This is a genomic window from Nocardiopsis potens DSM 45234 (assembly GCF_000341105.1).
Lineage (GTDB): Bacteria > Actinomycetota > Actinomycetes > Streptosporangiales > Streptosporangiaceae > Nocardiopsis_A > Nocardiopsis_A potens.
Map to the genome: position 1 here is coordinate 137,756 of NZ_ANBB01000037.1, position 23,511 is coordinate 161,266.

The following is a 23,511-nucleotide window of genomic DNA, read 5'->3' on the forward strand; positions in this document are numbered from 1 at the left end:
ACGGAGACGGCGCCGAGCACGGCGCGAAGGGGTCAGGCGCCCGGGTCGGCCAGGGCGTCCGGCAGCGGGTCGGCGTGCACCACGTGCAGCCGGGTCACCGCGCGGGTGAGGGCCACGTAGAGCAGGCGCAGGCCGCGGGCGGGGCCGCCGGGGGCGCTCGCCGCGATGGCGGCCGGTTCGGCCGCGACCACGGTGTCGAACTCCAGGCCCTTGGCGAGCGAGGCCGGGACGCAGACCAGGCGCTCGGCCTCCAGCGCGTTCTCGTCGGTGCCGAGCAGGGCGGCCGCCAGCCCGGCGCCGAGCAGGGCGCGGTGCAGGTCCGGCAGGTCGGCGTCGGCGGCGATCAGCCCGACCGAGCCCTCCGTCCGCAGCGCGTCGGCGCATGCGGCGGCCGCGGCGGCGGCCAGGCCGCCGGGGGCGGCGCGGGTCAGCCGCAGCGCACCGGGGGCGCGGCGGGCCGAGACGGGAGCGCCCAGGCCGGGGGCGATGTGCGGGAGGAGCCGGGCGGCGAAGCCGATGACCTGGGCGGGGACCCGGTAGCCGCGGTCCAGCACCGCGCGCTCGGCGCCGGGGCGGCCCAGGTGGTCCAGCAGCTCGTCCCAGTCGCGCACCGCGCCGGGTCGGGTGGCCTGGGCGAGGTCGCCCAGCACGGTGGCCGACCCGGTCCCCGCCCGCCGGGCCAGTGCCCGGCACTGCATCGGGCTGAGGTCCTGCGCCTCGTCGACGGCCAGGTGGCCGACCGAGCCCGGCCGCTCGATCAGGCAGGCGGCCTCGTCGATGAGGGCGAGGTCGGCCTCGGACCAGCGGGCGCTCTCGGGGCCGCGGGGGCGGCCGGGCAGCAGGACGGCCTCCTGCTCTTCGGGGGTGAGCAGGCCCTCGGCGGCGCGGGCCAGCCGGTCGGGGTCGGTGAGCAGGCCGAGGACCAGCTTGACCGGGTCGGCCTCGGGCCAGATCGCGGCCACCGCGGAGGCGACCTCCCGGGAGCGGGCCAGGCGGGCGCGGGTGCGCGCGTCGCAGGGCCGCCCGGCGCGCTCCATCGCGGACTGGACCGCGCCGGCGATGCGCTGCGCGAGCAGGTCGCGCCCGGCCGCGTAGGGCAGGTCCTGCGCGGCGAGGCCGCCGAAGAGCGCGGCGACGTCCTCGGCGGGGACCCGGTAGCGGCGGGCGCCCACCGCCACGGCGACCTCCTGCTCCGGTTCGCGGAGCAGGGACCGCAGGTCGCGGCGGATCACCTCGGCCATCCGGGCGTCGCCCTTGACCCGGGCCGCCTCGGCGGTGTCGGTGCGCCGGGCCTCGCCCAGTCCGAGCAGCCCGGCCAGCGTCGTCTGCTCGACCCGCACTTCGCCCAGGGCGGGCAGCACGTTGCGGATGTAGGAGAGGAAGGAGCGGTTGGGGCCGACGATGGCCACCCCGGAGCGGTTCAGCCGGTCGCGCTCGGTGTAGAGCAGGTAGGCGATGCGGTGCAGCGCGACGGCGGTCTTGCCGGTGCCGGGGGCGCCCTGGACGCACAGCGTGGTCTCCAGCGGGGCGCGGACCAGGTCGTCCTGCTCGGGCTGGATGGTCGCGACGATGTCGCGCATCGGGCCGGTGCGCGGCCGCTCGATCTCGGCGGCCAGCAGCCCGCCGCCGCGCCCGTCCTCGGCTCCGCCGCCTGGTCCGCCGGCGGTGAGGTCCTCGTCCTCGAAGGCGGTGAGCTCCCCTCCGGCGCCGAACCCGTACCGGCGGCGGGCCAGCACGCCCATCGGGTCGCGCGGGCTCGCCCGGTAGAAGGCCGCCGCGACGGGCGCCCGCCAGTCCAGCACCACCGGGGTGCCGGTGCCGTCGTGCACGTTGCGGCGGCCGATGTAGCCGAGGTCGGGGGAGTCCGGCCGGTCGCCGTCCCGCGGCCCGCCGTCCTCCCCGTCGAACAGCCGGCCGCGCGGGAAGGCCAGCCGGCCGAAGAAGAGCGGCACGTCGGGAAGGTCGGCGAGGAGTTCGGCGCGCCGCTCCCGGGAGCGGCGCAGCACGGCGTTGGTGTACTTGTCCACCACCGCGTCGCCGAGCGAGGTCTCGGTGGTCAGGACGTCCTCGCGCATCCGGCGCAGTGCGTCGCGGGCGGCGTCCAGCCGGGCCCGCTCGGTGCGGATCTCCGATGAGAGTGCGGTCTCCATACCGATATCTTAACTCGGTCAAATTATTAACCGGGTCGGTGCCGAAGTAGGATGGCGGCATGGCGGAGCGCATCGGACTGCGGGAGGCGAAGCGGCGGCGGACCCGGGAGGCGATCTCGGAGGCGGCGATCGCGCTGTTCACCGCGGAGGGGTACGACCGGGTCCCGGTGGCCCGGATCGCCGCCGCGGCCCAGGTCTCCAAACCCACCCTGTTCGCCTACTTCCCCAGCAAGGAGGACCTGGTCCTGCACCGGATCGCCGACCACGAGGACGAATCGGCCCGGGTGGTGCGCGCCCGCCCGGCCGGCACCGCCCCCCTGGCCGCGCTGCGCGCCCACTACCTGGGCGCCCTCGACCGGCGCGACCCGGTGACCGGCCTCAACGACTCGCCGGAGGTGCTGGAGTACCAGCGCCTGCTGTACGGGACCCCGGCCCTGGCCGCCCGGCTCCCCGCCTACCTGGCGCGGGGCGAGAAGGCGCTGGCCGAGGCCCTCGCCGAGGCCGGCGCGCCCCCGGGGCCGGCCCGCACCGCCGCCGCCCAGATCGTCGCGGTCCAGCGCGTCCTGGGCGAGGACACCAGCGCCCGGATGCTCGCCGGCGAACCCGCCGACACCGCCGCCCCCGCCGCCCGCCGCCGCGCCGAGGACGCCTTCGACCTGCTGGACGGCGGGCTGGCCGGGCTGTTCGCCGGCGACTGACCCCGCCCCGCAGGGCCCGGGCGCGCGGGCGGACGGCGGCCCCCGTCCGTCCGCCGGGCCCCGCGCGGCGCGATCCCTTGCCGGCCCTCCCGTACCGGGGAGGGGCCTCCGGGCCGGGAGGCGCGAAAGGGCCCTCCGCCGCGCGGCGGAGGGCCCTTCCGGATCCGGGCGGATCAGTTGAGCTTGGACGGGTCCAGGCCGGCCCGGCGGAGGGCGTCGGCCATGGCGCCGGAGGGCTCGGCGGAGCGGCGGGAGTCGCGGCCGCCGCCCTTGCGGCCGCCCTTGCCGGAGCGGCCGCCCCCCTTCGGGGCGGCGGAGCGGTCGCCGCCGCGGCGCTCGGCGTCCTCGCCGGACGCCTTGCCGCCGACCTCGTCGTCCAGCCGCATGGTCAGCGAGATCCGCTTGCGGCGCACGTCCACGTCGAGCACCTTCACCCGGACGATGTCGCCGGGCTTGACGATCTCGCGCGGGTCGGAGACGAACCGCTTGGCCATCGCCGACACGTGCACCAGGCCGTCCTGGTGCACGCCGACGTCGACGAACGCGCCGAACGCGGCGACGTTGGTGACGGTGCCCTCCAGGATCATCCCGGGCTCCAGGTCGTTCAGGGTCTCCACGCCCTCCCTGAACGAGGCGGTGGCGAACGCCGGACGCGGGTCCCGGCCGGGCTTCTCCAGCTCGGAGAGGATGTCGGTGACGGTGGGCAGGCCCACGCCGCCGCCGGTGAAGTCCTCCGGGCGCAGCCGGGACAGCGCCGAGGTGTCGCCGATCAGCGACGCCACGTCGGTGCCGGCGGCCTCGGCGATGCTCCGCGCCACCGGGTAGGACTCCGGGTGCACCGCGGAGGCGTCCAGCGGGTCGCCGCCCTGGACGCGCAGGAAGCCGGCGCACTGCTCGAACGCCTTCGGGCCGAGCCGCGGCACCTCCTTCAGCGCGGCGCGGGAGCCGAACGGGCCGTTGGCGTCCCGGTGCGCCACGATGTTCTCGGCCAGGGTGGAGCCGATGCCGGAGACCCGGTTCAGCAGCGGCGCCGACGCGGTGTTCACGTCCACGCCGACCGCGTTCACGCAGTCCTCCACCACGCCGTCCAGCGACCGGGAGAGCTTCACCTCGGAGATGTCGTGCTGGTACTGGCCGACCCCGATCGACTTCGGGTCGATCTTGACCAGCTCGGCCAGCGGGTCCTGCAGCCGGCGGGCGATGGACACCGCGCCGCGCAGCGAGACGTCCAGGTCGGGCAGCTCCTGGGAGGCGAACGCCGAAGCGGAGTAGACCGAGGCGCCGGCCTCGGAGACCGTCACCTTGGTCAGCTTCAGCTCCGGGTGCCGCTTGATCAGGTCGGCGGCGAGCCGGTCGGTCTCCCGGGAGGCGGTGCCGTTGCCGATCGCCACCAGCTCCACCGCGTGCTCGGCGGCCAGCTTCGCCAGCGCCGCGATCGACTCGTCCCACCGGTTGCGCGGCGCGTGCGGGTAGATCGTGTCGGTGGCGACGACCTTGCCGGTGCCGTCGGTCACCGCCACCTTCACCCCGGTGCGCAGCCCCGGGTCCAGGCCGAGCGTGGGGCGGACCCCGGCCGGCGCGGCGAGCAGCAGGTCGCGCAGGTTGGCGGCGAACACCCGGACGCCCTCGTCCTCGGCGGCCTGCCACAGCCGCATCCGCAGGTCGATGTCGAGCCGGACGAACACCCGGGTGCGCCAGGCCCAGCGGACCGTGTCGCGCAGCCAGGCGTCGGCCGGGCGGCCCCGGTCGGCGATGCCGAACCGGGAGGCGATGGCCCGCTCGTAGGAGCTCGGCCCGGCCGGCGCCTCCTCGGCGGCGCCCTCCGGCTCCGGGTCGACGGTGAGCGAGAGCACCTCCTCCTTCTCGCCGCGGAACATCGCCAGCACCCGGTGCGCGGGCAGCTTCGCCAGCGGCTCGGCGAAGTCGAAGTAGTCGGCGAACTTCGCGCCCGCCTCCTCCTTGCCCTCGCGGACCCCGGCCACCAGGCGGCCCCGGGACCACACCCGCTCGCGCAGCTCGCCGATGAGGTCGGCGTCCTCGGCGAACCGCTCGACCAGGATCGCGCGCGCCCCGTCCAGCGCGGCCTGCGCGTCGGCGACGCCCTTCTCCGGGTCGGCGTAGCCGGCCGCCGCGGCCCGCGGGTCCTGACCGGGGTCGCCGAGCAGCAGCTCGGCCAGGGGCTCCAGGCCGGCCTCCCGGGCGATCTGCGCCTTGGTCCGCCGCTTCGGCTTGTAGGGCAGGTAGATGTCCTCCAGGCGCGCCTTGGTGTCGGCGGCGCCGATCCGGGCCTCCAGCTCGTCGTCGAGCTTGCCCTGGGAGCGGATCGACTCCAGGACGGCCGCCCGGCGCTCCTCCAGCTCGCGCAGGTAGCGCAGGCGCTCTTCGAGGGTGCGCAGCTGGGCGTCGTCCAGCCCGCCGGTGGCCTCCTTGCGGTACCGGGCGATGAACGGGACGGTGCTGCCGTCGTCGAGGAGCCCGATCGCGGCGGCCGTCTGGTGGCCGCCGACGCCGAGCTCCTCGGCGATCCGCTGTTCGATAGAGGTGGTCACGATGCCTTGTCCAACGTCGTCGAATGGTCCACGCCGCATTCTCCTGTGGCGCCGGGCGGTTGTCACGCCGGGGCGCCCGGGGCGAGGCCCGGTGGCGGACCCGGTGGCGGCCCCGATGGCGGGCCCGGTGGCGGACCGATTTCTTGGTTCTGGTATGGGGCGGTCCCGACCGATCGTTGATCCGTCCCCTGGTCTCCTGTTAAGCAGGGAAGAGATCTCGCCCCGGGGCACGGGGGGAGCACAACGCTGAAGATTGGCGGGATGATCATCGTGCACCTTGATCAGACATCGCTCCGGGATCTGGCGGCCTTGCGGGACGAGGTGGGGGTGCTCTCCGTCTACGCCACCGCAGACCCCCGGGACAGGTCCTCCTCTCCCGCGTGGCGGCTGCAGATCGCCAACGAGATCAACGCGCTGCGGAACGAGGTCTCCTCCAACGGGGACAAGCAGCGCAAGGCCGCGGTCCTGGCCCGGCTGGAGGAGCTGCGCCCGCAGCTCGACGATGTCCTGGACAGCGGTGCCGAATCCGGTGTGGGGCGGGCCCTGTTCGCCCCGATCGGCTCCGACGAAGTGCGGTTGCTGACGGTGCAGATGCCGCTGGACGACTGCGCGGTCCTGGACTCCACCGCCTACCTCAAGCCGCTGGCGACCGCCATGGCCGCCGGGGCCCCCGCGGGGGTGCTGGCCGTCTCGCAGGACGCGCTGCGCGTGGTCGACCTGCGGTTCGGCACCGCCGAGGACGTCACCAGCATGCCCATCACCCTGGACGACGAGGGGTGGCGGCCGGACCGGGCGCCGGCGTCCTCCGGCAAGCCCGGCCTGTACAACCGCGCCTCCGGCAAGGGCGACCGGTACGAGCGCAAGGTCTCCGAGCAGGTGCTGCGGTCGCTGAACGCGATGCGCCCCCGGCTCAAGGAGATCGCCGACGAGCGCGGCTGGACCGCGGTGGCCATCACCGGGGACCGGCGGCTGACCGGCTCCCTGGAGGGCCGGTTCGCCCAGGACAGCAAGCGCGACATCATCGTGCTGGAACACGTGCTGGAGGGGAGCGGCCTCCCGGAGATCGCCGCCCGGATCGGCCCGGAGATCGAGGCGCTCCGGGTGCGCCGGGCGACCGAGGCGGTCCAGGAGGCCAAGGACGCGGCGCTGTCCGGCGGCACCGGAGCCGTCGGGCTCAGCGACGTCCTGGGCGCGTTCCGCGAGGGCCGGGTCTCCCGGCTCTTCCTGGACGGGGCCCGCGGGCTCACCGGGCACCGCGCCCCGGACGGCGCCTACTACCCGGAGGACGAGCTGCCCCCGGGCGTGGACCGGGACGACATGGCCGCGGAGAAGGACATGGGCGAGCGGATGATCGAGCTGGCCCTGGCCAACGGCACCGAGGTGACCGTGCTGCCGGAGCAGGCGGCCGCGGCGCTCGCCGAGGACGACGGGGTCGCCGTCCGGCTGCGCTGGTAGCCGGGCGCGGGCCGGCCGGTCCGGAGCAGGGGGAGGGGGCGTCGCCGCGGCGCCCCCTCCGCCGTGCCGCGGGACGCCGCGCGGGCGCGCCGCGGAGCGGCGGGGTCAGCGGTGCGAGCGGTTCCTCTCGTGCCTCATCAGCAGGGTGCCGACGATCATGATCAGAGCGATGCCGACGAACAGGATGATCGGCATGAACAGGTTCAGCGTCGTCGTGTCCATGCCCTAGGGGTACCCGGGGGAGGGCGGGCCGACGCGTCGCCACCGGTCACCGGGTTTCGGCCGGCTCCGGGCGGAGGATAGGGCCCGCCGGATGGGGCGTCGCGGGGGCGGCCTAGGATCGTCGCGGCGGGCCGTCCGCCGTTCCGACCTTCCGAGGAGGAGCCGATGCCGGGTCCCGCCGCCCCCGCCGCCCGCGCCGGAGGCGCGCACCGGGCCGCCCTCCCCGCCGTCGGCGCGCTGCTCCTCGCCCTGGCCGCGGCGGCCCCGGCGCCCGCCGCCGCGGACTCCCCGGTGGCCGAGGCGGTCGAGGCGCTCTCCTCCGGAGAGGAGGTCTACGCCGCCCCGGACGGGCCGGAGGTCTCCGCGGAGTCGCTGGCGCTGGCCAGGGCCCGGCTCGCCGGGGCCGAGACGCCGGTGCGCGGCGCCCTGCTCGGCGGGGGCGACCCGGAGCAGGCCGTGCGGGCCATCGCCGAAGGGGTCGGCGAACCGGGCCTCTACATCGCCGCCACCGAGGAGCGCGGCGCCACCGGGGACACCACCACGACCCTCTCCTGGACCGCGGTCGGCATCGACACCGGCGGCGCCGACCTGGAGCACCACTTCTCCTTCTTCGGCAGCGGCCCGGTGGAGCAGATGATCGGCGCGGTGGACCTGCTCGACGGTGACCTGCTCCCCGCGGTGCGCGAAGCAGCGGCGGAGGAGGAGGCCGTCTACGTCCACCCGGCCGTCGCCGAGGCCCTGCCGGACCTGGACACCGGGGCGCTGGCGGAGCGGTTCGACGGCCTGGAGGACACCCGGGTCGCGGTGATCCCCGAGCCCGCGGCCGGGGGCGCCTCGGGCGGCTACGAGGAGGAGTACGCCGAGGCGCTGCTCGAACCGGTCGGGGACGAGGGCACCGCGCTGCTCGCGGTCTGGTCCGGCGACGGCTTCCGGCTCACCCCCGCCTCCGGCCCGGACGGGCCCGCCCCCAGGGACCTGGAATTCATGCTGCCGCTCGGCCCCGGGCCCGACGAGCTGCAGCCGGCGCTCAACGTGTTCGCCGGCGCCGCCGACGGGAGCGTGCTGGCCGACGCCCGCGCCGCGCTCGCCGAGGACCACCTCTACGTGCACCCCAGGGCCGGCGCCGACATCGGGGCCGAGGAGCGCGCCGAGCTCGACGCCGCGCTGGCCGGCCGGGGCGAGCCGATCCGGGTCGCGGTGCTGCCGGCCGGCGCCCGGCTGGAGGCCGGCGGGGACGGCGGCGACCAGGCGCTGGCCGACGCGGTGGCGCAGGGCCTGGACGGCGGCCCGGTCGTGGTCTACGCGCTGGACGGGGAGGGCGGGATCGACGCCTACCCGGTGCACGGCTCGGTCTCCGACCACGGCGACTACGATCTGGAGACCTCGGTCTTCTTCGGGCTGGACCACGGCAGCGCCCGGGCGTCGGTGGACGGCATGCTGGCGCAGCTGGGCGACGGCGCGGTGCTGGACGAGGACGCCCCGGCGGCCGGCGGCGACGGCGGAGACGGGGGCGGCGCGGCCGCGGTGCTGCCCTGGATCGGCGGGGGCGTCGCGGTACTGGTCCCCGCCTTCTTCCTCGTGCTGGGCCTGATCGGCTCCCGGGGGCGCCGCCGGGCCCTGGCCGAGCGGGAGGAGGAGCGCCGGCGCGCCGAGCGCGAAGAGGCCGAGACCATGGCCGAGCTGAAGGCCGAGGAGGCCGCCCGCGCCGCCGAGATCCAGGCGGAGAACGACCGCGGCATCACCGGGCTGGGCGAGGCCCTGGCGCAGGCCGAGCCGCCGTCGGTCGACCCGGTCGAGGTGTTCGAGACCCACCTCAAGGAGTACGAGCGGCTCAAGGAGGACAACGGCCGCGCCGGCGGCATCGACCGGGTCATCGCGATCCGCACCCGGATCGAGCAGGCCCGCGACCGCCTGGACCGGTGGAACCGCCGCCAGCGCGGCGCCCGGACCGACGACTGACCCGGCCCGGGGCGGCCGCTCCGCCGTCCGGCCTGCATCGCCGGGGCGCGTGTGCCGGATCGGGCGTGTGCCGGATCGGGTGGGAACCGCCCGGTCCCGGGGTCCGTTCGAGCGCCGGGGCGGCGGCACCGGGCGGCCGCCGGGCGCGCGGCCGGGCGTCCGGCCCTTGCGAAGCCGGCGTGGAAGGGGCGGCCTGGAAGGGGGCGGCGACCACGGATCCGGCGCGGTCGACCACCTGGAGGACCAGGGGGCCCGGCCGCCCCGTTTCGCCGGCGGACCGCAGAGAGGGGCCGGTCCGCGGCGGCCGTTCGGGCGGTCGGAGGCCGGAAACGGCTCTCCCGCTCCCGGCCATACTTCCGTGACCTGCGAAAACGAAAAGTCTGGCCGGATGCTGCCAACGAATCTTTGCAAAGGGATCGCGGCAATAGCGTCTCCGGCATGATGAAGCGACGACGCAGAACCGAGCCCGCCCGAACGCCGCCGCCGATCGACGTGGACGTGCCCACCCTGCGCGCGATGGCGCACCCCACCCGGATCAGGATCCTGGGCGAGCTCTCCTACCGGGGGCCCGCCACGGCCACCGGCCTGGCCCGCCTGCTCGGCGAGAGCAGCGGCTCCACCAGCTACCACCTGCGCCAGCTCTCCAGGTTCGGGCTGGTCGAGGACGACCCCGACCGGTCCCCGGGCGGCCGGGAGCGGTGGTGGCGCGGCCACCAGGGCGGCATCCGGATGAGCGGGTTCGCCTACCTGCGGGACCCGCACACCCGGGAGGCGGCGAACCTGGTCATCACCGAGCTGGAGCGCGGCCGCGCCGAGCGCCGCCGCGCCTGGGCCGAGTACTCCGGCACCCGGTTCGCGGAGGCCGCCCCGTGGACGGACTCCGCGATCGAGAGCAGCTACGTCCACCTGCTCACCCAGGAGGAGGCGGCGGAGATGGTCCGGGAGCTGGACGCCGTGCTGGAGCGGTGGAAGGAGGCCGTCCAGGGGAGGAAGCCCACCGGGGACCGCACGTTGGTCCCGGTGGAGACGCAGGTCTACTCGTTTCCGAACCTGGGCGCCGGGGACGGCGGGGACGGGCGGGTAAGGGAGGCCGCGCCCCCTCTCACCTGAGCCGGGCATACCATCCGGGCGCGGCGCCCCACGGGGTGGCGGTTCAGGCTGGCAGCGAGGGCAGGAAGGGGGACCGGCTGGTCGGTTCGGCGCGGCGCCTCACGGGGGCGAGGTCAAGACAGGCGGCGACGGCAGCGGTGGGGGCGGGGCCGGGCGTCCCGGCCGGGTGCGGCGCCCCACGGGGCGAGGGTTCAGGCTGGCGGCGAGGGCAGGAAGGGGGACCGGCTGGTCGGTCGGGTGCGGCGCCTCGCGGAGCGAAGGTCAAGACGGGCGGCGACGGCGCCGGTGGGGGTGGGGCGGAGGTGGTCGCCCGGGTGTCGGGCCCCACGGGGTGAGGGTTCAGGCTGGCGGCGAGGGCGGGGAGGGGACCGGCTGGTCGGTCGGGTGCAGCAGAGCAGGGCGGGCCGGTCAGGGCTGGCCGGAGCGGCGGGATCGCCGTTCCCGCGTCACCCGGGCGCCGGGGCCGGCCTCCCTTGAAACCGCCCTCTCTCTGACCTGGGCGAATACGCAGGGTGATGGTGGGTTAGGGAGTCCTGCGCACCGCGAGAGCACCCCGGTGATTCCCGGGCGCGCATCCCGGCCCGGAACAGGCCTCTAGAGGCCCGGATCGCCCTGATCGGGTCGGTGATCGGGGGTTCGAGCCGCCCGGAAGACCGCAAAGCAGGGGGCCGGAACCCGAGGAGAGGCGGCGCGGGGGCGGGATGTCGCTTTTGTTCTCCCGACAGGCCCCGTTTGGCCACTCTGGGTAACAGGCGAGGGGGCGGTAGGGGCTTCGGGGCTTACTACTCGCTGGTAGATGTAATCGGGGTGCTGCGGAGGTGCGCAGGGCGCCCCCGCCCCGCCCGTTCCTCGCTGCAAACCAGGCATATAGGGATAAGGGCCCCTGGTGGGCCCGCGCCGCCGGGGCGCCGCCCTGCCCTCCTCCGGGAGCACGCGCCGCCCCTGGCCGGTGAACGCGGCGCCCCGCCCCCTCCCGCCCTCGCCGCCTGCTTGAACCCCGGCTCCGCGAGGCGCCGCGCCCGGGTGAGGCGCTCGCCCCGCCCCTACTGCTGCCGTCGCCTGTCTTGACCTTCGCTCCGTGGGGCGCCGCGCCGGACCGACCGGCCGGTCCCCACTGCTGCCCTCGCTGCCCGTTTGGACCTTCGCTCTGCGAGGCGCCGCGCTCGGGTGACCACCCTCGCCCCGCCCCTACCGCTGCCGTCGCCGCCCGTCTTGACCCTCGCTCCGCGAGGCGCCGCACCCGACCGACCAGCCGGTCCCCCTCCCGCCGTCGCCGCCTGCTTGAACCCTCGCCCCGTGGGGCGCCGCGCTCGGGCGACCACCTCCGCCCCGCCCCTACCGCTGCCGTCGCCGCCTGCCTGAACCTGTACTCCGTGGGGTGCCGCACCCGACCGACCGGCCGGTCCTCTCCCGCCTTCGCTGCCCGTTTGAACCTTGGCCCCGTGAGGTGCTGTGTCCGGGGGAGGCGCCGACTCCGGCCCTTCCTTCCGTCGTCGCCGTCGGCTTGGGCCTTGACCCTGTGGGGCGCCCCCCCCGGGGCAGAGCCGTGCCGAGGTCGCGGCTTCGCCGTTCAGGGGTGGAAGGGCGTCAACCGCCGCTCGCCCCGTCCTCCTCGGGGTGCACGCTCCCGGCGTAGGAGCGCTCGGCGGTGTAGCGGGCGTGCGAGTCGGCGGGGATGGCGACGTAGCCGAGCACCACTTCGGACCCGGCCGGGCCGAACTCCCGCTCGGCGACGTAGTGGTCGCCCCGCCTCTTGGGGGCCACTCCGATCAGGGCGGCGACGCGGTCGATGTCGGCGAAGCACTCGGTGTCATCGCCCTCGGGGAAGACCGCCAGGGGCTCGGAAGAGGGGCAGAGCGGCACCTCGGGGTGGTCGTCCAGGAAATCGGCGAGGGCGCGCAGGCCCTCGATGACGGCGCGGCGCTCTTCCCCGGTGCGGGCTCTGATCACTGCTCCTCCTGGAGGTGCGGCGCCGCTCAGGACTCGCCGTTGAGCAGGTCCGGGGCGTAGTACTCGTCCAGTGGGATCGGGCCGCGGTACCCCTGGCACTTGCACTGCCGGTAGACGCCGTCGGAGGAGCCCTGGCCGGTCCAGCGGCCGGGGATGACCACCTGGGCCTGGCAGAGCTTGGATCGCTGGTCGTGGAAGACGATGTGGTGGCCGCAGCCGCAGATCGGCTGCGGGTTGGCGCCCGCCGGGGGAGCGGTGACCTCCGGCGCCTGATGCTGCTGGGGCTGCCGGCGTTCGCGGCGGGGCAGCATCCTTCCGATGAGGACCCCGCCCAGCGCGATGGCCCCGCCGACGACCAGGGTCACCGGATCCATCCCCCGCACCGCCCTTCCGTGTCGATCGCGACCGCTCACCGAACATTGTCGCCCAATCCCGCGGCGGCACGCTCCGCGGGAGCGGGTTTTCCGGAAAGAAAGACGGCCGGAACCGGTACCGGGTTCCTCCTCCGGGGAAAGGGCCGGAAATCAAGCCAAGCAACTGCTTGGTTTTTCGCCGGGTCTTCTCTAGGCTGCCGGGCATGGGCGGCGCAGCGGGAGCGGGCGGGACCGGGGCGGGCCACGCGCTCGGCATCGATGTCGGCGGCACCTTCACCGACGTCGCGGTGGTCCGCGGCGACGGCCGGACGGCCGTGGCCAAGGTGCTCAGCACGCACCGGGACCCGGTCGAGGCGGCGGTGCGCGGCGCCCGGGCCGCGCTGCGCGCCGCACGGGCCGACCCCGGCCGGGTGGAGCGGGTCGTGCACGCCACCACCCTGGCCACCAACGCCGTGCTGGAGCGCACCGGCGAGCGGGTCGCCCACCTGAGCACCGCCGGGTTCGACGGCGTGCTCGCCCTCGGCCGCTACGCCCGGGTCGAGGAGGACCGCTACGACCTGCGGTTCGACCCGCCCGGCCCGCCGGTCCCGGCGGAGGACAGGTTCGAGGTCCCCGAGCGGACCGGCCCGGACGGCACCGTGCTCACCCCGCTCGACGAGGACGCGGTCCGCGCCATCGCCCGGACGCTGGCCCGGCGCGGCGTCCGCGCCGTCTCGGTCTGCCTGCTGCACTCCTACGCCGCCCCCGGGCACGAGCGGCGCACCGCGCGCATCCTCCGGGCCGAGCTCGGACCGGACGCGTTCATCGCGCTCTCCAGCGACGTCTGGCCGGAGCCGCGCGAGTACGAGCGGGCCGCCACCACCCTGATGTCGGCCTACGTCGGACCGCTGCTGGGCCGCTACCTGTCCCGGCTGGAGGAGGCCCTGCACACCATCGGGGTGCGGGCGCCGCTCCAGGTCACCGACTCGCGCGGGGACGTGATGTCGGCCCGCGGCGCGGTCCGCCGCGCGGTGGCCACCATCGAGTCGGGGCCGGCCGCGGGCGTGCTGGCCGCCCGGGACGCCGCGGTGCGCGCCGGAACCGGCGACGCGATCAGCTTCGACATGGGCGGTACCACCGCCAAGGCCTGCGTCATCCGCGGCGGCGAACCCGACGTCACCCGGGAGTTCCACGTCGGCGGCCGGGGCAGCTTCGGCGGCCGGCGGGCCGGGACCGGGGTGCCGATCGCCGCGCCCGCCATCGACCTGGCCGAGGTCGGCGCGGGCGGCGGGAGCATCGCCTGGATCGACGGGGCGGGCACGCTGCGGGTCGGGCCGCGCTCGGCCGGCTCCGACCCCGGCCCCGCCTGCTACGGGCGGGGCGGCGAGGAGCCCACGGTCACCGACGCCGACCTGGTCCTCGGCCACCTCGACCCGGACGCGTTCGCCGGCGGCGGCCTGCCGCTCTCCACCGCCCTGGCGGAGAAGGCGGTGGACCGGCTGGCCCGGCCGCTGGGCGTGCCGCGCGAGCGTGCGGCCCAGGCCGTCCGCGAGATCGCGGACGCCGCCATGGGGGCCGCGGTGCACGTGGTCACCGTCCAGCGCGGCATCGACCCCCGGGGCCTCACCCTGGTCGCCTTCGGCGGCGCCGGGCCGGTGCACGCGGCCGGGGTCGCCGACCGGTTCGGCATCGGCTCGGTGGCGGTCCCGCCGCGCTGCGGGGCGGCCTCGGCGGCAGGGCTGCTCTTCGCCGAGCTCGGCACCGAGCGGGTCCGCTCGCTGGCCGTGCCCGGGGCGGAGCTTGCCGCCCGGGCCGGCGAGGTGGAGGAGGCCTTCACCGCGCTGGCCGGGGAGGCCTGCGCCGAGCTGGGGGCGGACCCGGACGCGCCCGGGCTCCGGCTGCTCCGCTCGGCCGACGTGCGCTTCACCGGGCAGACGCACCGCCTGGCGGTGCCCTTCGCCGGCCGGCCGCTGACCCCGGAGAGCGCCGGGGCGGCCCTGGCCGAAGCGGCCGGGCGCTTCGCCGAGCGGCACCGGGCGGCCTACGGCGTCGACCACCGTGGCCCGGTGGAGTTCACCGCGTTCCGGGTGCGCGCGGTGGCGCCGGCCGCCGGGCCCGCCCCGCACCCGCCGGACCCCGCGGCCGCCCCCGGCGGGCCGGTCGCGGTCCGGCGGGCGCTCTTCCCCGAACCGGGCGCCGGCGCCGCCGGGACGGCGCCGTGGACCGGGCGGGACACCCCGTTCCGGCCCCGCTCCGCACTGGCCCCCGGCACCCGGCTGCCGGGCCCGGCGGTGCTCACCGACGACGCGTCGACGATCGTGGTCCCGCCCGGCTGGACCGCGAGCCCCGCCCCGGACGGCGGCACCCTGCTGGTCCGCGGCGCGGCGCGGTAGGGCGGCCGGAGATCGCGGCGGAGAGGGCGGTAGAGAGGACGGTGCGGGCGATGGCGGAAGAGGCGGGCCCCGGCGGGGCGGCGGCGGAGATCCTGCACCACGCGCTGCTGGTCGCGGCGGAGGAGGCGAGCATCGCGGTGGTGCGCTCCGCGCACTCGGCGTTCATCGTGGAGGGCTCGGACGCCTCGGCGGCGGTGCTCGACGCGGAGGGCCGGCTGGTCGCGCACTCGGTGGCGACCACGCTGATGAACAGCATGGCGCTGGCGGAGGCGCTGCCGCCGCTGCTGGAGCAGATCCCGGCCCGGACCATGCGCCGGGGGGACGTGTTCATCACCAACGACCCCTACCGGGGCGGGGTGCACGCCAACGACCTGATGGTGTTCGCCCCGGTCTTCGCCGGCGGTCGGCCCGCCTACTTCGGCGCCGCCCTGATCCACGTCGCCGACCTGGGCGGGCTCTCCGCGGGCGGGATGGCGCCGCTGGCCACCGAGGTCCACCTGGAGGGGCTGCAGCTGCCCGCCATGCGGATCGCCGACGCGGCGGGGGTGGACGACCGGGTCGCCGCGCTGCTCCGGCTGAACAGCAGGACGCCGGACGCGGTGATGGGGGACGTCCGGGCGCTCATCGCCGGGGCCGGGACGGCGGCGGCGCGCACCGCCGGGCTGCTCGCCGAGTACGGGGAGGAGCGCCTGGCCGCCGGGATCGAGGCCGCCCTGGACGCCGCCGAGGCGCGCACCCGCGCCGCCCTGTCCCGGCTGCCGGCCGGCGTGTACCGGGCGGAGTACCCGATCGACGACGACGGCATCGAGCCGGGCCGCGCGCACACGGTCCGGGTCGAGGCCTCGGTGGGCGGCGGGGAGGTGCTGCTCGACTTCTCCGGTACCGACCCGCAGGTCCCGGCGGCGATCAACGCGAGCCTGTCGCAGACGCTGGCGGCGGCGGTGTTCGCGGTGCGCTGCTTCACCGACCCGGCCGTCCCGATGAACGCGGGGAGCCTGCGCCCGATCCGCACCCGGGTCCCGGCCGGGAGCCTGCTCAACGCCACCCCGCCGCACCCGTGCGGCGGGCGGTTCGTCCCGGTCTACGCGGCGATGGAGGCGGTGCTCGCCGCGCTCTCCGAGGCGGTCCCGGAGCGGGCCGTCGCCGCCTCGGGCATCCTCCAGCCGTTCTCCATCGCCTCGGTCGGCGCCCCGTACTGGATCCACCTGGCCTACGACTTCGGCGGGGGCGGCGCGCGGGCGGGCGGCGCGGGGAAGGACGGGCCGGACGCCACCGGGGTCCACTTCGGCCTGGGGCGCAACTCGGTGCCCCAGGTGGAGGCGGTGGAGGAGCGGTTCCCGATCCGGGTGGAGGAGGTGCGGACGGTGCCCGACTCCGGAGGCCCCGGACGGTACCGGGGCGGCCTGGGGTCGCGCACCGTGTTCCGGCTGCTGGCCGACGCGCACGTGAGCGCGCGCGGCGACCGGCTGCGGCTGGCGCCGCCGGGCCGGGACGGCGGGGGAGCGGGCCGGACCGGCGGGTTCTACCGGGTCTCCGCTTCCGGGGAGGCGGAGCGGCTGCCGGCGAAGGCGAACAACGTCCGGTTCGCGGCGGGGGAGGCGCTCGCGGTGGAGACGACCGGCGGGGGCGGCGTCGGCGACCCGCTGCTGCGGCCGGCCGCCGAGGTCGCCGCGGACCTCGCCGCGGGCCGCGTCACCCGGGACGGGGCCGAACGCGACTACGGGGTGCTTTTCGACGCGGAAGGCCGACCGCACCGCCCAAGCCGCAAAAAGGGCAAATCGGAATCTACATTGTAAGAGCGGCAATGAGGTGAAGCCGTCCGGCATGGCGCGGCGATGGCGCGGCCCGCACGCATGTTATGAAATTCGCAGACGATGCGTGACCGTGGCTTCGCAGAACGTGATATGGGGGCGTTTACCCATGGACCATCCCCGTGCCGCAGCAGGGGCCGTACTGCTCGCAGCCCTGGCGGCGGTGCCCCTCGCCGGGATCCCCGGGGCGGCGGCCGCGGGGGCGCCCTCCGCCGCCGCGGACGGCGTCCAGGTCCGCGTCGGCGCGGCCGGGGACGAGGCGCGGGTGCACGGCACGGTCGACTACGCCGTCACCGTCGCCAACACCGGCCCGGAGGACCTTCCCGACGCACGGATCGTGCAGCTGCTGCCGGAGGGCCTGGACGGCATCGAGGCCGGGCAGGACGGCGAGGCCGGCGACGGCGAGGTGGTCTGGGAGCGCGGGCTGCCCGCCGGCGAGGCGGTCGAGCTGGAGTCCTCCGGCACCGTCCGCGCGGACGCGGGCGGGCGGCTGGCCACGACGGTCTGCGTCCGCCCGGCACCGGGGGAGGGGCTGGTCGGCTGCGCCTCGGACTCGCTCCCGGTCGGCCCGGTCTCCAAGGCCTGGATCGCCGCCTGGACCGCCGCGGCGGCGGGCGCGCTGCTGCTCCTGGCCGTCGGCGGGCGGTGGCTGCTCCAGATGTACCGGCGGTTCCGCGAGGACGGCGTCCGGATCGAGTACGTGACCGGCCGGGTGGCGATCCCGGAGCCGCCGCTGGCGCTCGCCCGGATGCCGTGGCGCTACCGCCTCCAGCTCCTCCAGGCCGTCCCGGCCACCGGAACCCGGACCGGGGGCGGGGAATCGACGCAGGCCCTGGCCCCGGAGGCCGCCGCCGGGCCCGCCGAAGCCGCCCTGGCCGACCCGGAGCAGGACCGCGCCGAGGCGCCCGAGGCCGCAAAGGCGGTCTCCGAGACGCCGGCCGAGGACGTGCGGACCGGCGCCGCGCACGACGACGAGGCGCGGAAGGACGCAGAGCCGGAACCGTCCGGCGCCGCGTCCGAGGACACCGCGGAAGAGCCCGCCGCAGAAGAGCCCTCCGCGGAGCCGGACGCCGGGGACGGCGGGGACCGGGACGCGGTCGGCGCGGAGGCCGACGGGCAGAGCGCCGGCGAGGCGGCCGGCGCGGAGCCGGAGGAGGCCGCGGAGGACCGGGAGACCGCGGAAGCGCGGCGAGAGGAGCCCGCCGCCGGCGGCGAGGACGGCGCCCCCGCCGCCGGTACGACCGGTGCGGAGCCGGACGCCGGGAAGCCGGACGCCGAGGAGGAGCGGCCCGCCGGCGAAGGCGCCGCCGCCGAGCGGGAGGCCGGGGAAGAGGCCTCCGAAGACGGCGCCTCCGACACCGGGGCCGCCGCAGAGGAGCAGGACCCGGCCGGGGACCGGCAGGCCGGAGAGGCCGGAGGGGACCGGTCGGCGGAGGCCGTCACCGAAGGGACCGGCGCCACGGAGGAGGACGCCGCCGTTCCGGCGCAGCGCGGCCGCCGCAAGGGGCGGAAGCCCTGGTCCCGCAAGCGCAAGCCGCGCCGGGCCGAGCGCGGCGTCCCCGAGCAGGCCGCCGGGGACGGCTCGGCGGGCACCGCGGAGGACACCGCCGCCGAGCGCGACCTGGCCCCCGCCGAACGGGACTGACACCCGGCCCCGCCCGCCCCGCCGGTCGGCGCGGCCGTCCGCCGGGAGGCGGGCCGGGACTCGTGCGGCGGCCGTCCCGCGACGGCCGTCCGCCGGGACGGCCGCGGCGGGTCAGGAGTCGAGGGCCTCGGAGCGGAGCTTCTTCAGCAGGGCCGTGTCCGCCGCGTGCGGGCCGACAGGGCCGGGGGTCTCCAGGGTCAGGGGGACGCCCGCGGAGACCGGGTGGACGAAGAGCTCGGCGAAGGGCTCGGCGCCGATCCGGCCGGCGCCGATGTTCTCGTGCCGGTCCTTGTTGCTGCCGCAGTCGGCCTTGGAGTCGTTGGCGTGCACCAGGCCGAGGCGGTCGGCGCCGACCGCCTCGCCGAACCGGTCCAGCATGGCGGCCATGCCCGCGCGGCTGGAGATGTCGTGGCCGGCCGCGAAGGCGTGCGCGGTGTCCAGGCAGACCCGGGCGCGCGGGTGCCAGTCCAGGGCGTCGAGGTAGCCGGCGAGGTCGTCGACGGTGGCGCAGAGCACCTGGCCCTGGCCGGCCATCGGCTCCAGCAGCACCGGGGGGACGTTCTCGCCGAGCCGCTCCAGCAGCGGCAGCAGGCGGGAGCGCATCCGGTCCAGGCCGGCGGCGCGGCCGCCGCGCACCGCGGATCCGGTGTGCACCACCACGCCCAGGGCGCCGATCGCCGCGCCGCGGCGCAGCGAGTGCTCCAGCGAGGCCACCGACTTGGCGGCCACCTGCTCGTCCGGGGCGCCCAGGTTGATCAGGTAGGGGGCGTGCACGAAGACCGGGAGGCCGGAGCGGTCGCGCAGGGCGGCGTCCTCCTCGGGGACGCCGGGCGTGGTGGCCCAGCCGCGCGGGTTGCTGACGAAGACCTGGATCGCTTCGGCGCCGATCTCGTCGGCGTAGGGCAGGCCCTTGGTGGCCAGGCCTCCGGACACGGGTACGTGCGCCCCGACGGGCGAAATGCGTGCGTCATTCATGGCTGGGCACCAGCCTATTGCGCCCGGGGCCCTGCGCCTCACTCGGCTTCCACGAGGCGACCAGCACGAACGACACGGTCACCAGCAGCGCCCAGGCGCCGAACTTGGCCGGGTGCACCAGGGCCCAGGCGTCGGCCTGGTGCGGGTAGCGCCAGGCACCGAGCAGGGTGGAGGCGTTCTCCGCGACCCACAGGAAGAACCCGATCAGCACGAAGGAGAGCGACAGCGGCATCCGGTAGCGGGCCGCCCCCACGGTGTAGTGCACCCAGGCGCCCCAGGTGACCGCGATCATGGCGGCGGCCAGGAGCACCCGGGCGTCGGGCAGCCAGTGGTGGGTGAGGAAGTTCGCGTAGATGAGCGCCGCGACGACCGCGGTGGCCGCGGCGCGGTAGCCGGTCACCTCCAGCTCCAGCAGCCGCCAGGCGCGCACCACGTAGCTGCCGACCGCGGCGTACATGAAGCCGCTGTACAGCGGGACGCCGCCGATCTTGGTCCAGGCCTCCTCCGGGTAGGCCCACGACCCCATGTGCACCTTGAACAGCTCGAAGACGAGGCCGACGACGTGGAAGCCGAGCACCGCGAGGACCTCGCGCCCGCTCTCCAGGCGGAGCGCCCAGAACAGCGCGGTCAGCGCGATGCCGTAGGCGAGCAGGGCGTCGTAGCGGGGGATCTCCGGGGGGAGCAGCGAGGACAGGGCGAGCCCGATGAGGATCCCCGCGGCGAACGCGCAGGATCTGACCTGGAGCAGGGCGAAGCGGAGGAGCTGGGCGGCGCCGTGCCGGAGCGCGCGGGCGGCCCGGCTCAGTCCTGCTCCTCCTCTTCCTCCTCTTCCCGGCCGTCCTCGGTGAGCGAGTCCACCGCGACCGCGACGGCGATCACCAGGGCGGGGTCGGCGGCGATGTCGGGACGGTGGGTGTTGGCGTCGACGGCGTAGGTGTCGCGGACGCGGAACCACTTCTTGGAGATGTGCGCGACGGTGCCCTGCTCGTCGCTGATCACGTACTCCTTGCCGAGCAGGTCGCCGTGGACCTCCCACTCGCCGCCGGCGGCGAGCTCGACGATGAGCTTCTCCTTGATCGGGTTGAACATGCGCTCCCGGACGGTGGCGACGAGCTCGTCGTCGCGGGTGATCCGCATCTGGTCGCGGATGTGCAGCAGCTTCTCCTTGATCTCCAGGAGAGGCTCGCCGTCGGGGGTCTTGAGCTGGAAGGTGGTGCGCAGCCGCATGGCCTTGCCGTCCACCCAGTAGATCCGGTTGTCCTCCTCGTCGGTGACCCAGAAGTCGTCGCCGATGTCGAAGATCCGTTCGCGCACGAGGTATTTCATGGGGGCGAGGCTAGCCCGTGCGGGAGGAGCGGCACCACCCTGCGCCCGGCCGCCTGTGGACGGGGTCTGTGCACGACGGCGCGCGGGCGGAGCGCGGAACCTATAACCTGCGGTCCGTGAGCACAACGAGCGCACCGCCGACCCTGCAGGACGTGACCGACGCCTTCGAGGAGCTGTACCCGTCGGCCTGGGCGGCCTCCTGGGACGCGGTCGGCCTGGTCGCCGGGGACCCGGACCAGGCCGTGCGGCGGATCCTGTTCGCCGTCGACCCGGTGGCCGAGGTCGTGGACGAGGCGGTCGAGTGGGGGGCGCAGCTCATCGTCACCCACCACCCGCTGCTGCTGCGCGGGGTGACCAGCGTGGCGGCCACCACCCCGAAGGGGCGGCTGGTGCACCGGCTCATCCGGGAGGGGGTGGCCCTCTACACCGCGCACACCAACGCCGACACCGCCGACCCGGGGGTCTCCGACGCGCTCGCCGCCGCGGTCGGGCTGGCCGGGCCGCTGGTGCCGCTCGACCCCGACCCCTCGGATCCGGCGGGGCGGCGCGGGATCGGCCGCATCGGGCGGCTTCCGGAGCCGATGCCCCTGGCGGAGTTCGCCGCGCAGGCGGCGGCCGGGCTGCCCGGCACGGCGGGCGGGGTGCGCGTCGCGGGCGACCCGGAGCGCGAGGTGCGCACGGTCGCGGTGTCCGGCGGGGCGGGCGATTCGCTGCTGGACGCGGCGCGCGCCGCGGGCGTCGACGCCTACCTCACCTCGGACCTGCGCCACCACCCGGCCTCGGAGTTCACCCAGGACGGCGGGCCCGCGCTGCTGGACGTCGCGCACTGGGCCGGGGAGTGGCCCTGGCTGGCCGACGGGGCGGAGCGGCTCGCGGGCGCCCTGGGCTCCCGGGGGGCTACCGTTGAGACCCGCGTATCCACCACCGTCACCGACGCCTGGTCGCAGGCGTTCCGAGGAGACTAGAGAACACGTGAAAGCCGCACCCGAACACCAGCTGCGCCTGCTCGACGTGCAGCAGGCCGACACCGCGATCGCCCGTGCCGAGCACAGGGCCCGCAACCTCTCGGAGGCCGAGGAGGTGCGGGAGCTGGACGCCCGCATCACCGGGCTGAAGGACCGGGCGGTGTCCGCCCGGACCGCCCTGTCCGACCTCGACCGGGAGCAGCGCAAGGCCGAGTCCGACGTCGACCAGGTGCGCTCCCGGGCCGACCGGGACCGGGCCCGGCTGGACGCGGGCCACGTCTCCTCCCCCAAGGAGCTGGAGGGGCTGCAGTCGGAGATCGCCTCGCTCCAGCGCCGCCAGGCGGAGCTGGAGGAGGTCGTTCTGGAGGTGATGGAGCGCCGCGAGGCCGCGGAGTCGGAGGCGGCGTCGGTCACCGCCGAGCTGGAGCGGGCCGAGGCCGACCGGGAGTCGGCCGAGGAGCGCCGCTCCGCCGCGGCGCTGGAGATCGAGGACGAGCGCGCGACCGAGCGGGACCGCCGGGAGCGCCTGGCCAAGGAGGTCCCCGAGGACCTGCTGGCGCTCTACACCAAGCTCCGGGACCAGTACGGGATCGGGGCGGCCGCGCTGCACTACGGCCGGTGCGAGGGGTGCAAGCTGGCGCTGAGCACGGCCGAGCTGGGCCGGATCCGCCAGGCCCCCGCCGACGAGGTGCTGCGCTGCGAGGACTGCCGGCGGATCCTGGTGCGGACCACCGAATCGGGGCTGTGAGGACGGGGGAGCCCGGGATGGGGCGCAGGCTGGCGGTGGAGGCCGACGGCGGGTCGCGGGGGAACCCGGGGCCTGCCGGGTTCGGCGCGGTGGTGCGGGACGCGGTCGGCGGAGAGGTGCTGGCCGAGGTCGCGGAGCCGATCGGGACGGCCACCAACAACGTGGCCGAGTACCGGGGGCTGATCGCCGGGCTGGAGGCGGCCGCGCGGATCGACCCGGACGCGGCGGTCGAGGTCCGGATGGACTCCAAGCTGGTCGTGGAGCAGATGTCGGGGCGCTGGAAGGTGAAGCACCCGGCGATGAAGCCGCTGGCGCAGCGGGCCGGGGAGGTCGCCTCCGCGCTCGGCGCGGTGTCCTACACCTGGATCCCGCGGGCGGAGAACGCGCACGCCGACGCGCTCGCCAACGAGGCGATGGACGCCGCGGCGCAGGGGCGCCCGGTGCGGCTCGCCGCCCCCGGGGAGGCGCCGGCGGAGCCCGCCGCCGAGGCCCCGGCCGCAGCCGAGTCCCCGGCCGGCGCCGCGGAGGCGGCGCGCCCGGCGCCCGGCACCGGCTGGTCGGCCCCGGCGGACACCGAGCCCACCCGGCTGCTGCTGCTGCGGCACGGGCAGACGCCGCTGTCGGTGGAGCGCCGCTTCGCCGGGGTGGGCGACATCGAGCTGACCGACGCGGGCCGCGCCCAGGCGCGGGCCGCGGCCGCCCGGCTGGCGGGCGCCGGGATCGAGGCGGTGGTCGCCTCGCCGCTGCGCCGCACCATGGACACCGCGGGGATCGTCGCGGCGGGCCTGGGCCTGGAGGTGGAGCCGGAGCCGGGGCTGCGGGAGACCGACTTCGGCGCCTGGGAGGGCATGACCTTCGCCGAGGTGAACCGGGACCGCCCGGCCGAGCTGGCCGCCTGGCTGGCCGACCCGGAGGCGGCGCCGCCGGGCGGGGAGAGCCTGGCCGAGGCGGCCCGCCGGGCGGCCGAGGCGCGCGGCTCCCTGGTGGAGCGGTACCGCGGCCGCACGGTGCTGGTGGTGAGCCATGTGACCCCGATCAAGGCGATCGTGGCGCAGGCGCTGGGCGCGCCGGTGGAGGCGCTGTACCGGATGCACCTGGACGTGGCGGCGCTGAGCGAGATCGACTGCTACGCCGACGGCCCGATGCTGCTGCGCTCCTTCAACGACATCTCCCACCTGGCCGGGGAGGCCCCGGCCTGAGCC

Annotated in this window: 17 protein-coding genes; 10 read left to right on the forward strand and 7 right to left on the reverse strand. The window is 76.5% G+C overall.

Annotation, left to right across the window (positions count from 1 at the left end; translation table 11 throughout):
- Positions 1–32: 32 nt before the first annotated feature.
- A complete protein-coding gene (locus D459_RS0114610) occupies positions 33–2,150 on the reverse strand; it encodes a HelD family protein (RefSeq protein WP_017593758.1) in 2,118 nt (705 codons plus the stop codon).
- A 59-nt stretch (positions 2,151–2,209) separates the two neighbouring features.
- On the opposite strand from D459_RS0114610, the gene D459_RS0114615 reads away from it, so the two are divergent.
- A complete protein-coding gene (locus tag D459_RS0114615; protein ID WP_017593759.1) occupies positions 2,210–2,848 on the forward strand; it encodes a TetR/AcrR family transcriptional regulator in 639 nt (212 codons plus the stop codon).
- Positions 2,849–3,021: 173 nt separating this feature from the next.
- Here D459_RS0114615 and D459_RS0114620 read toward each other — a convergent pair whose 3' ends face one another.
- The gene (locus D459_RS0114620) at positions 3,022–5,397 is read right to left on the reverse strand and encodes a Tex family protein (protein ID WP_017593760.1); all 2,376 of its coding nucleotides are present in this window, start codon (positions 5,395–5,397) and stop codon (positions 3,022–3,024) included.
- Between the two features lie 261 nt (positions 5,398–5,658).
- Between D459_RS0114620 and D459_RS0114625 the strand changes: the two genes are divergently transcribed.
- From D459_RS0114625 to D459_RS31645, 3 genes are all read left to right on the forward strand, one after another.
- The gene (locus tag D459_RS0114625; RefSeq protein WP_241485038.1) at positions 5,659–6,852 is read left to right on the forward strand and encodes a VLRF1 family aeRF1-type release factor; all 1,194 of its coding nucleotides are present in this window, start codon (positions 5,659–5,661) and stop codon (positions 6,850–6,852) included.
- A gap of 387 nt (positions 6,853–7,239) precedes the next feature.
- Positions 7,240–9,033: a hypothetical protein gene (locus tag D459_RS0114635; RefSeq protein ID WP_017593763.1), complete on the forward strand. Its 1,794-nt coding sequence runs from the start codon at positions 7,240–7,242 to the stop codon at positions 9,031–9,033.
- A gap of 438 nt (positions 9,034–9,471) precedes the next feature.
- Positions 9,472–10,143 carry an ArsR/SmtB family transcription factor gene (locus D459_RS31645; RefSeq protein WP_241485039.1) on the forward strand — a complete coding sequence of 224 codons (672 nt, stop codon included), beginning with the start codon at positions 9,472–9,474 and terminating at the stop codon, positions 10,141–10,143.
- Positions 10,144–11,730: 1,587 nt separating this feature from the next.
- Here the strand turns inward: D459_RS31645 and D459_RS0114645 are convergent.
- Both D459_RS0114645 and D459_RS0114650 read right to left on the reverse strand, forming a co-directional pair.
- Positions 11,731–12,093, reverse strand: coding sequence for a hypothetical protein (locus tag D459_RS0114645; protein ID WP_017593765.1), 363 nt, complete (start codon positions 12,091–12,093; stop codon positions 11,731–11,733).
- Positions 12,094–12,119: 26 nt separating this feature from the next.
- Entirely contained in the window at positions 12,120–12,467 is a 348-nt protein-coding gene (locus D459_RS0114650) for a hypothetical protein (protein WP_017593766.1), read from the reverse strand.
- Between the two features lie 203 nt (positions 12,468–12,670).
- On the opposite strand from D459_RS0114650, the gene D459_RS0114655 reads away from it, so the two are divergent.
- The 3 genes from D459_RS0114655 (at position 12,671) to D459_RS33650 (ending at position 18,295) form a co-directional block, all read left to right on the forward strand.
- The gene (locus D459_RS0114655) at positions 12,671–14,839 is read left to right on the forward strand and encodes a hydantoinase/oxoprolinase family protein (RefSeq protein ID WP_017593767.1); all 2,169 of its coding nucleotides are present in this window, start codon (positions 12,671–12,673) and stop codon (positions 14,837–14,839) included.
- A 50-nt stretch (positions 14,840–14,889) separates the two neighbouring features.
- Positions 14,890–16,635, forward strand: a complete 1,746-nt coding sequence (locus tag D459_RS0114660) for a hydantoinase B/oxoprolinase family protein (RefSeq protein ID WP_017593768.1) — start codon at positions 14,890–14,892, stop codon at positions 16,633–16,635.
- Positions 16,636–16,759: 124 nt separating this feature from the next.
- Positions 16,760–18,295: a DUF11 domain-containing protein gene (locus tag D459_RS33650; protein WP_161634166.1), complete on the forward strand. Its 1,536-nt coding sequence runs from the start codon at positions 16,760–16,762 to the stop codon at positions 18,293–18,295.
- Between the two features lie 111 nt (positions 18,296–18,406).
- Here D459_RS33650 and D459_RS0114670 read toward each other — a convergent pair whose 3' ends face one another.
- Genes D459_RS0114670 through D459_RS0114685 form a run of 3 tightly spaced genes read right to left on the reverse strand, consistent with a single transcriptional unit; the run spans position 18,407 to position 20,596 of the window.
- A complete protein-coding gene (locus D459_RS0114670) occupies positions 18,407–19,270 on the reverse strand; it encodes a deoxyribonuclease IV (RefSeq protein WP_026120400.1) in 864 nt (287 codons plus the stop codon).
- On the reverse strand, positions 19,263–20,075 hold the full coding sequence (locus D459_RS31655) for a DUF817 domain-containing protein (protein ID WP_040710096.1): 813 nt from the start codon (positions 20,073–20,075) through the stop codon (positions 19,263–19,265). Before D459_RS31655 ends, D459_RS0114670 begins: the two co-directional genes overlap by 8 nt.
- Positions 20,072–20,596 carry an LURP-one-related/scramblase family protein gene (locus tag D459_RS0114685; protein ID WP_026120401.1) on the reverse strand — a complete coding sequence of 175 codons (525 nt, stop codon included), beginning with the start codon at positions 20,594–20,596 and terminating at the stop codon, positions 20,072–20,074. Before D459_RS0114685 ends, D459_RS31655 begins: the two co-directional genes overlap by 4 nt.
- A gap of 116 nt (positions 20,597–20,712) precedes the next feature.
- On the opposite strand from D459_RS0114685, the gene D459_RS0114690 reads away from it, so the two are divergent.
- Genes D459_RS0114690 through D459_RS0114700 form a run of 3 tightly spaced genes read left to right on the forward strand, consistent with a single transcriptional unit; the run spans position 20,713 to position 23,508 of the window.
- A complete protein-coding gene (locus tag D459_RS0114690) occupies positions 20,713–21,561 on the forward strand; it encodes a Nif3-like dinuclear metal center hexameric protein (protein ID WP_040710098.1) in 849 nt (282 codons plus the stop codon).
- Positions 21,562–21,568: 7 nt separating this feature from the next.
- Positions 21,569–22,309, forward strand: coding sequence for a zinc ribbon domain-containing protein (locus tag D459_RS0114695; RefSeq protein ID WP_017593773.1), 741 nt, complete (start codon positions 21,569–21,571; stop codon positions 22,307–22,309).
- Positions 22,310–22,326: 17 nt separating this feature from the next.
- The gene (locus D459_RS0114700; RefSeq protein WP_017593774.1) at positions 22,327–23,508 is read left to right on the forward strand and encodes a bifunctional RNase H/acid phosphatase; all 1,182 of its coding nucleotides are present in this window, start codon (positions 22,327–22,329) and stop codon (positions 23,506–23,508) included.
- The last annotated feature ends 3 nt before the right edge of the window (positions 23,509–23,511 follow it).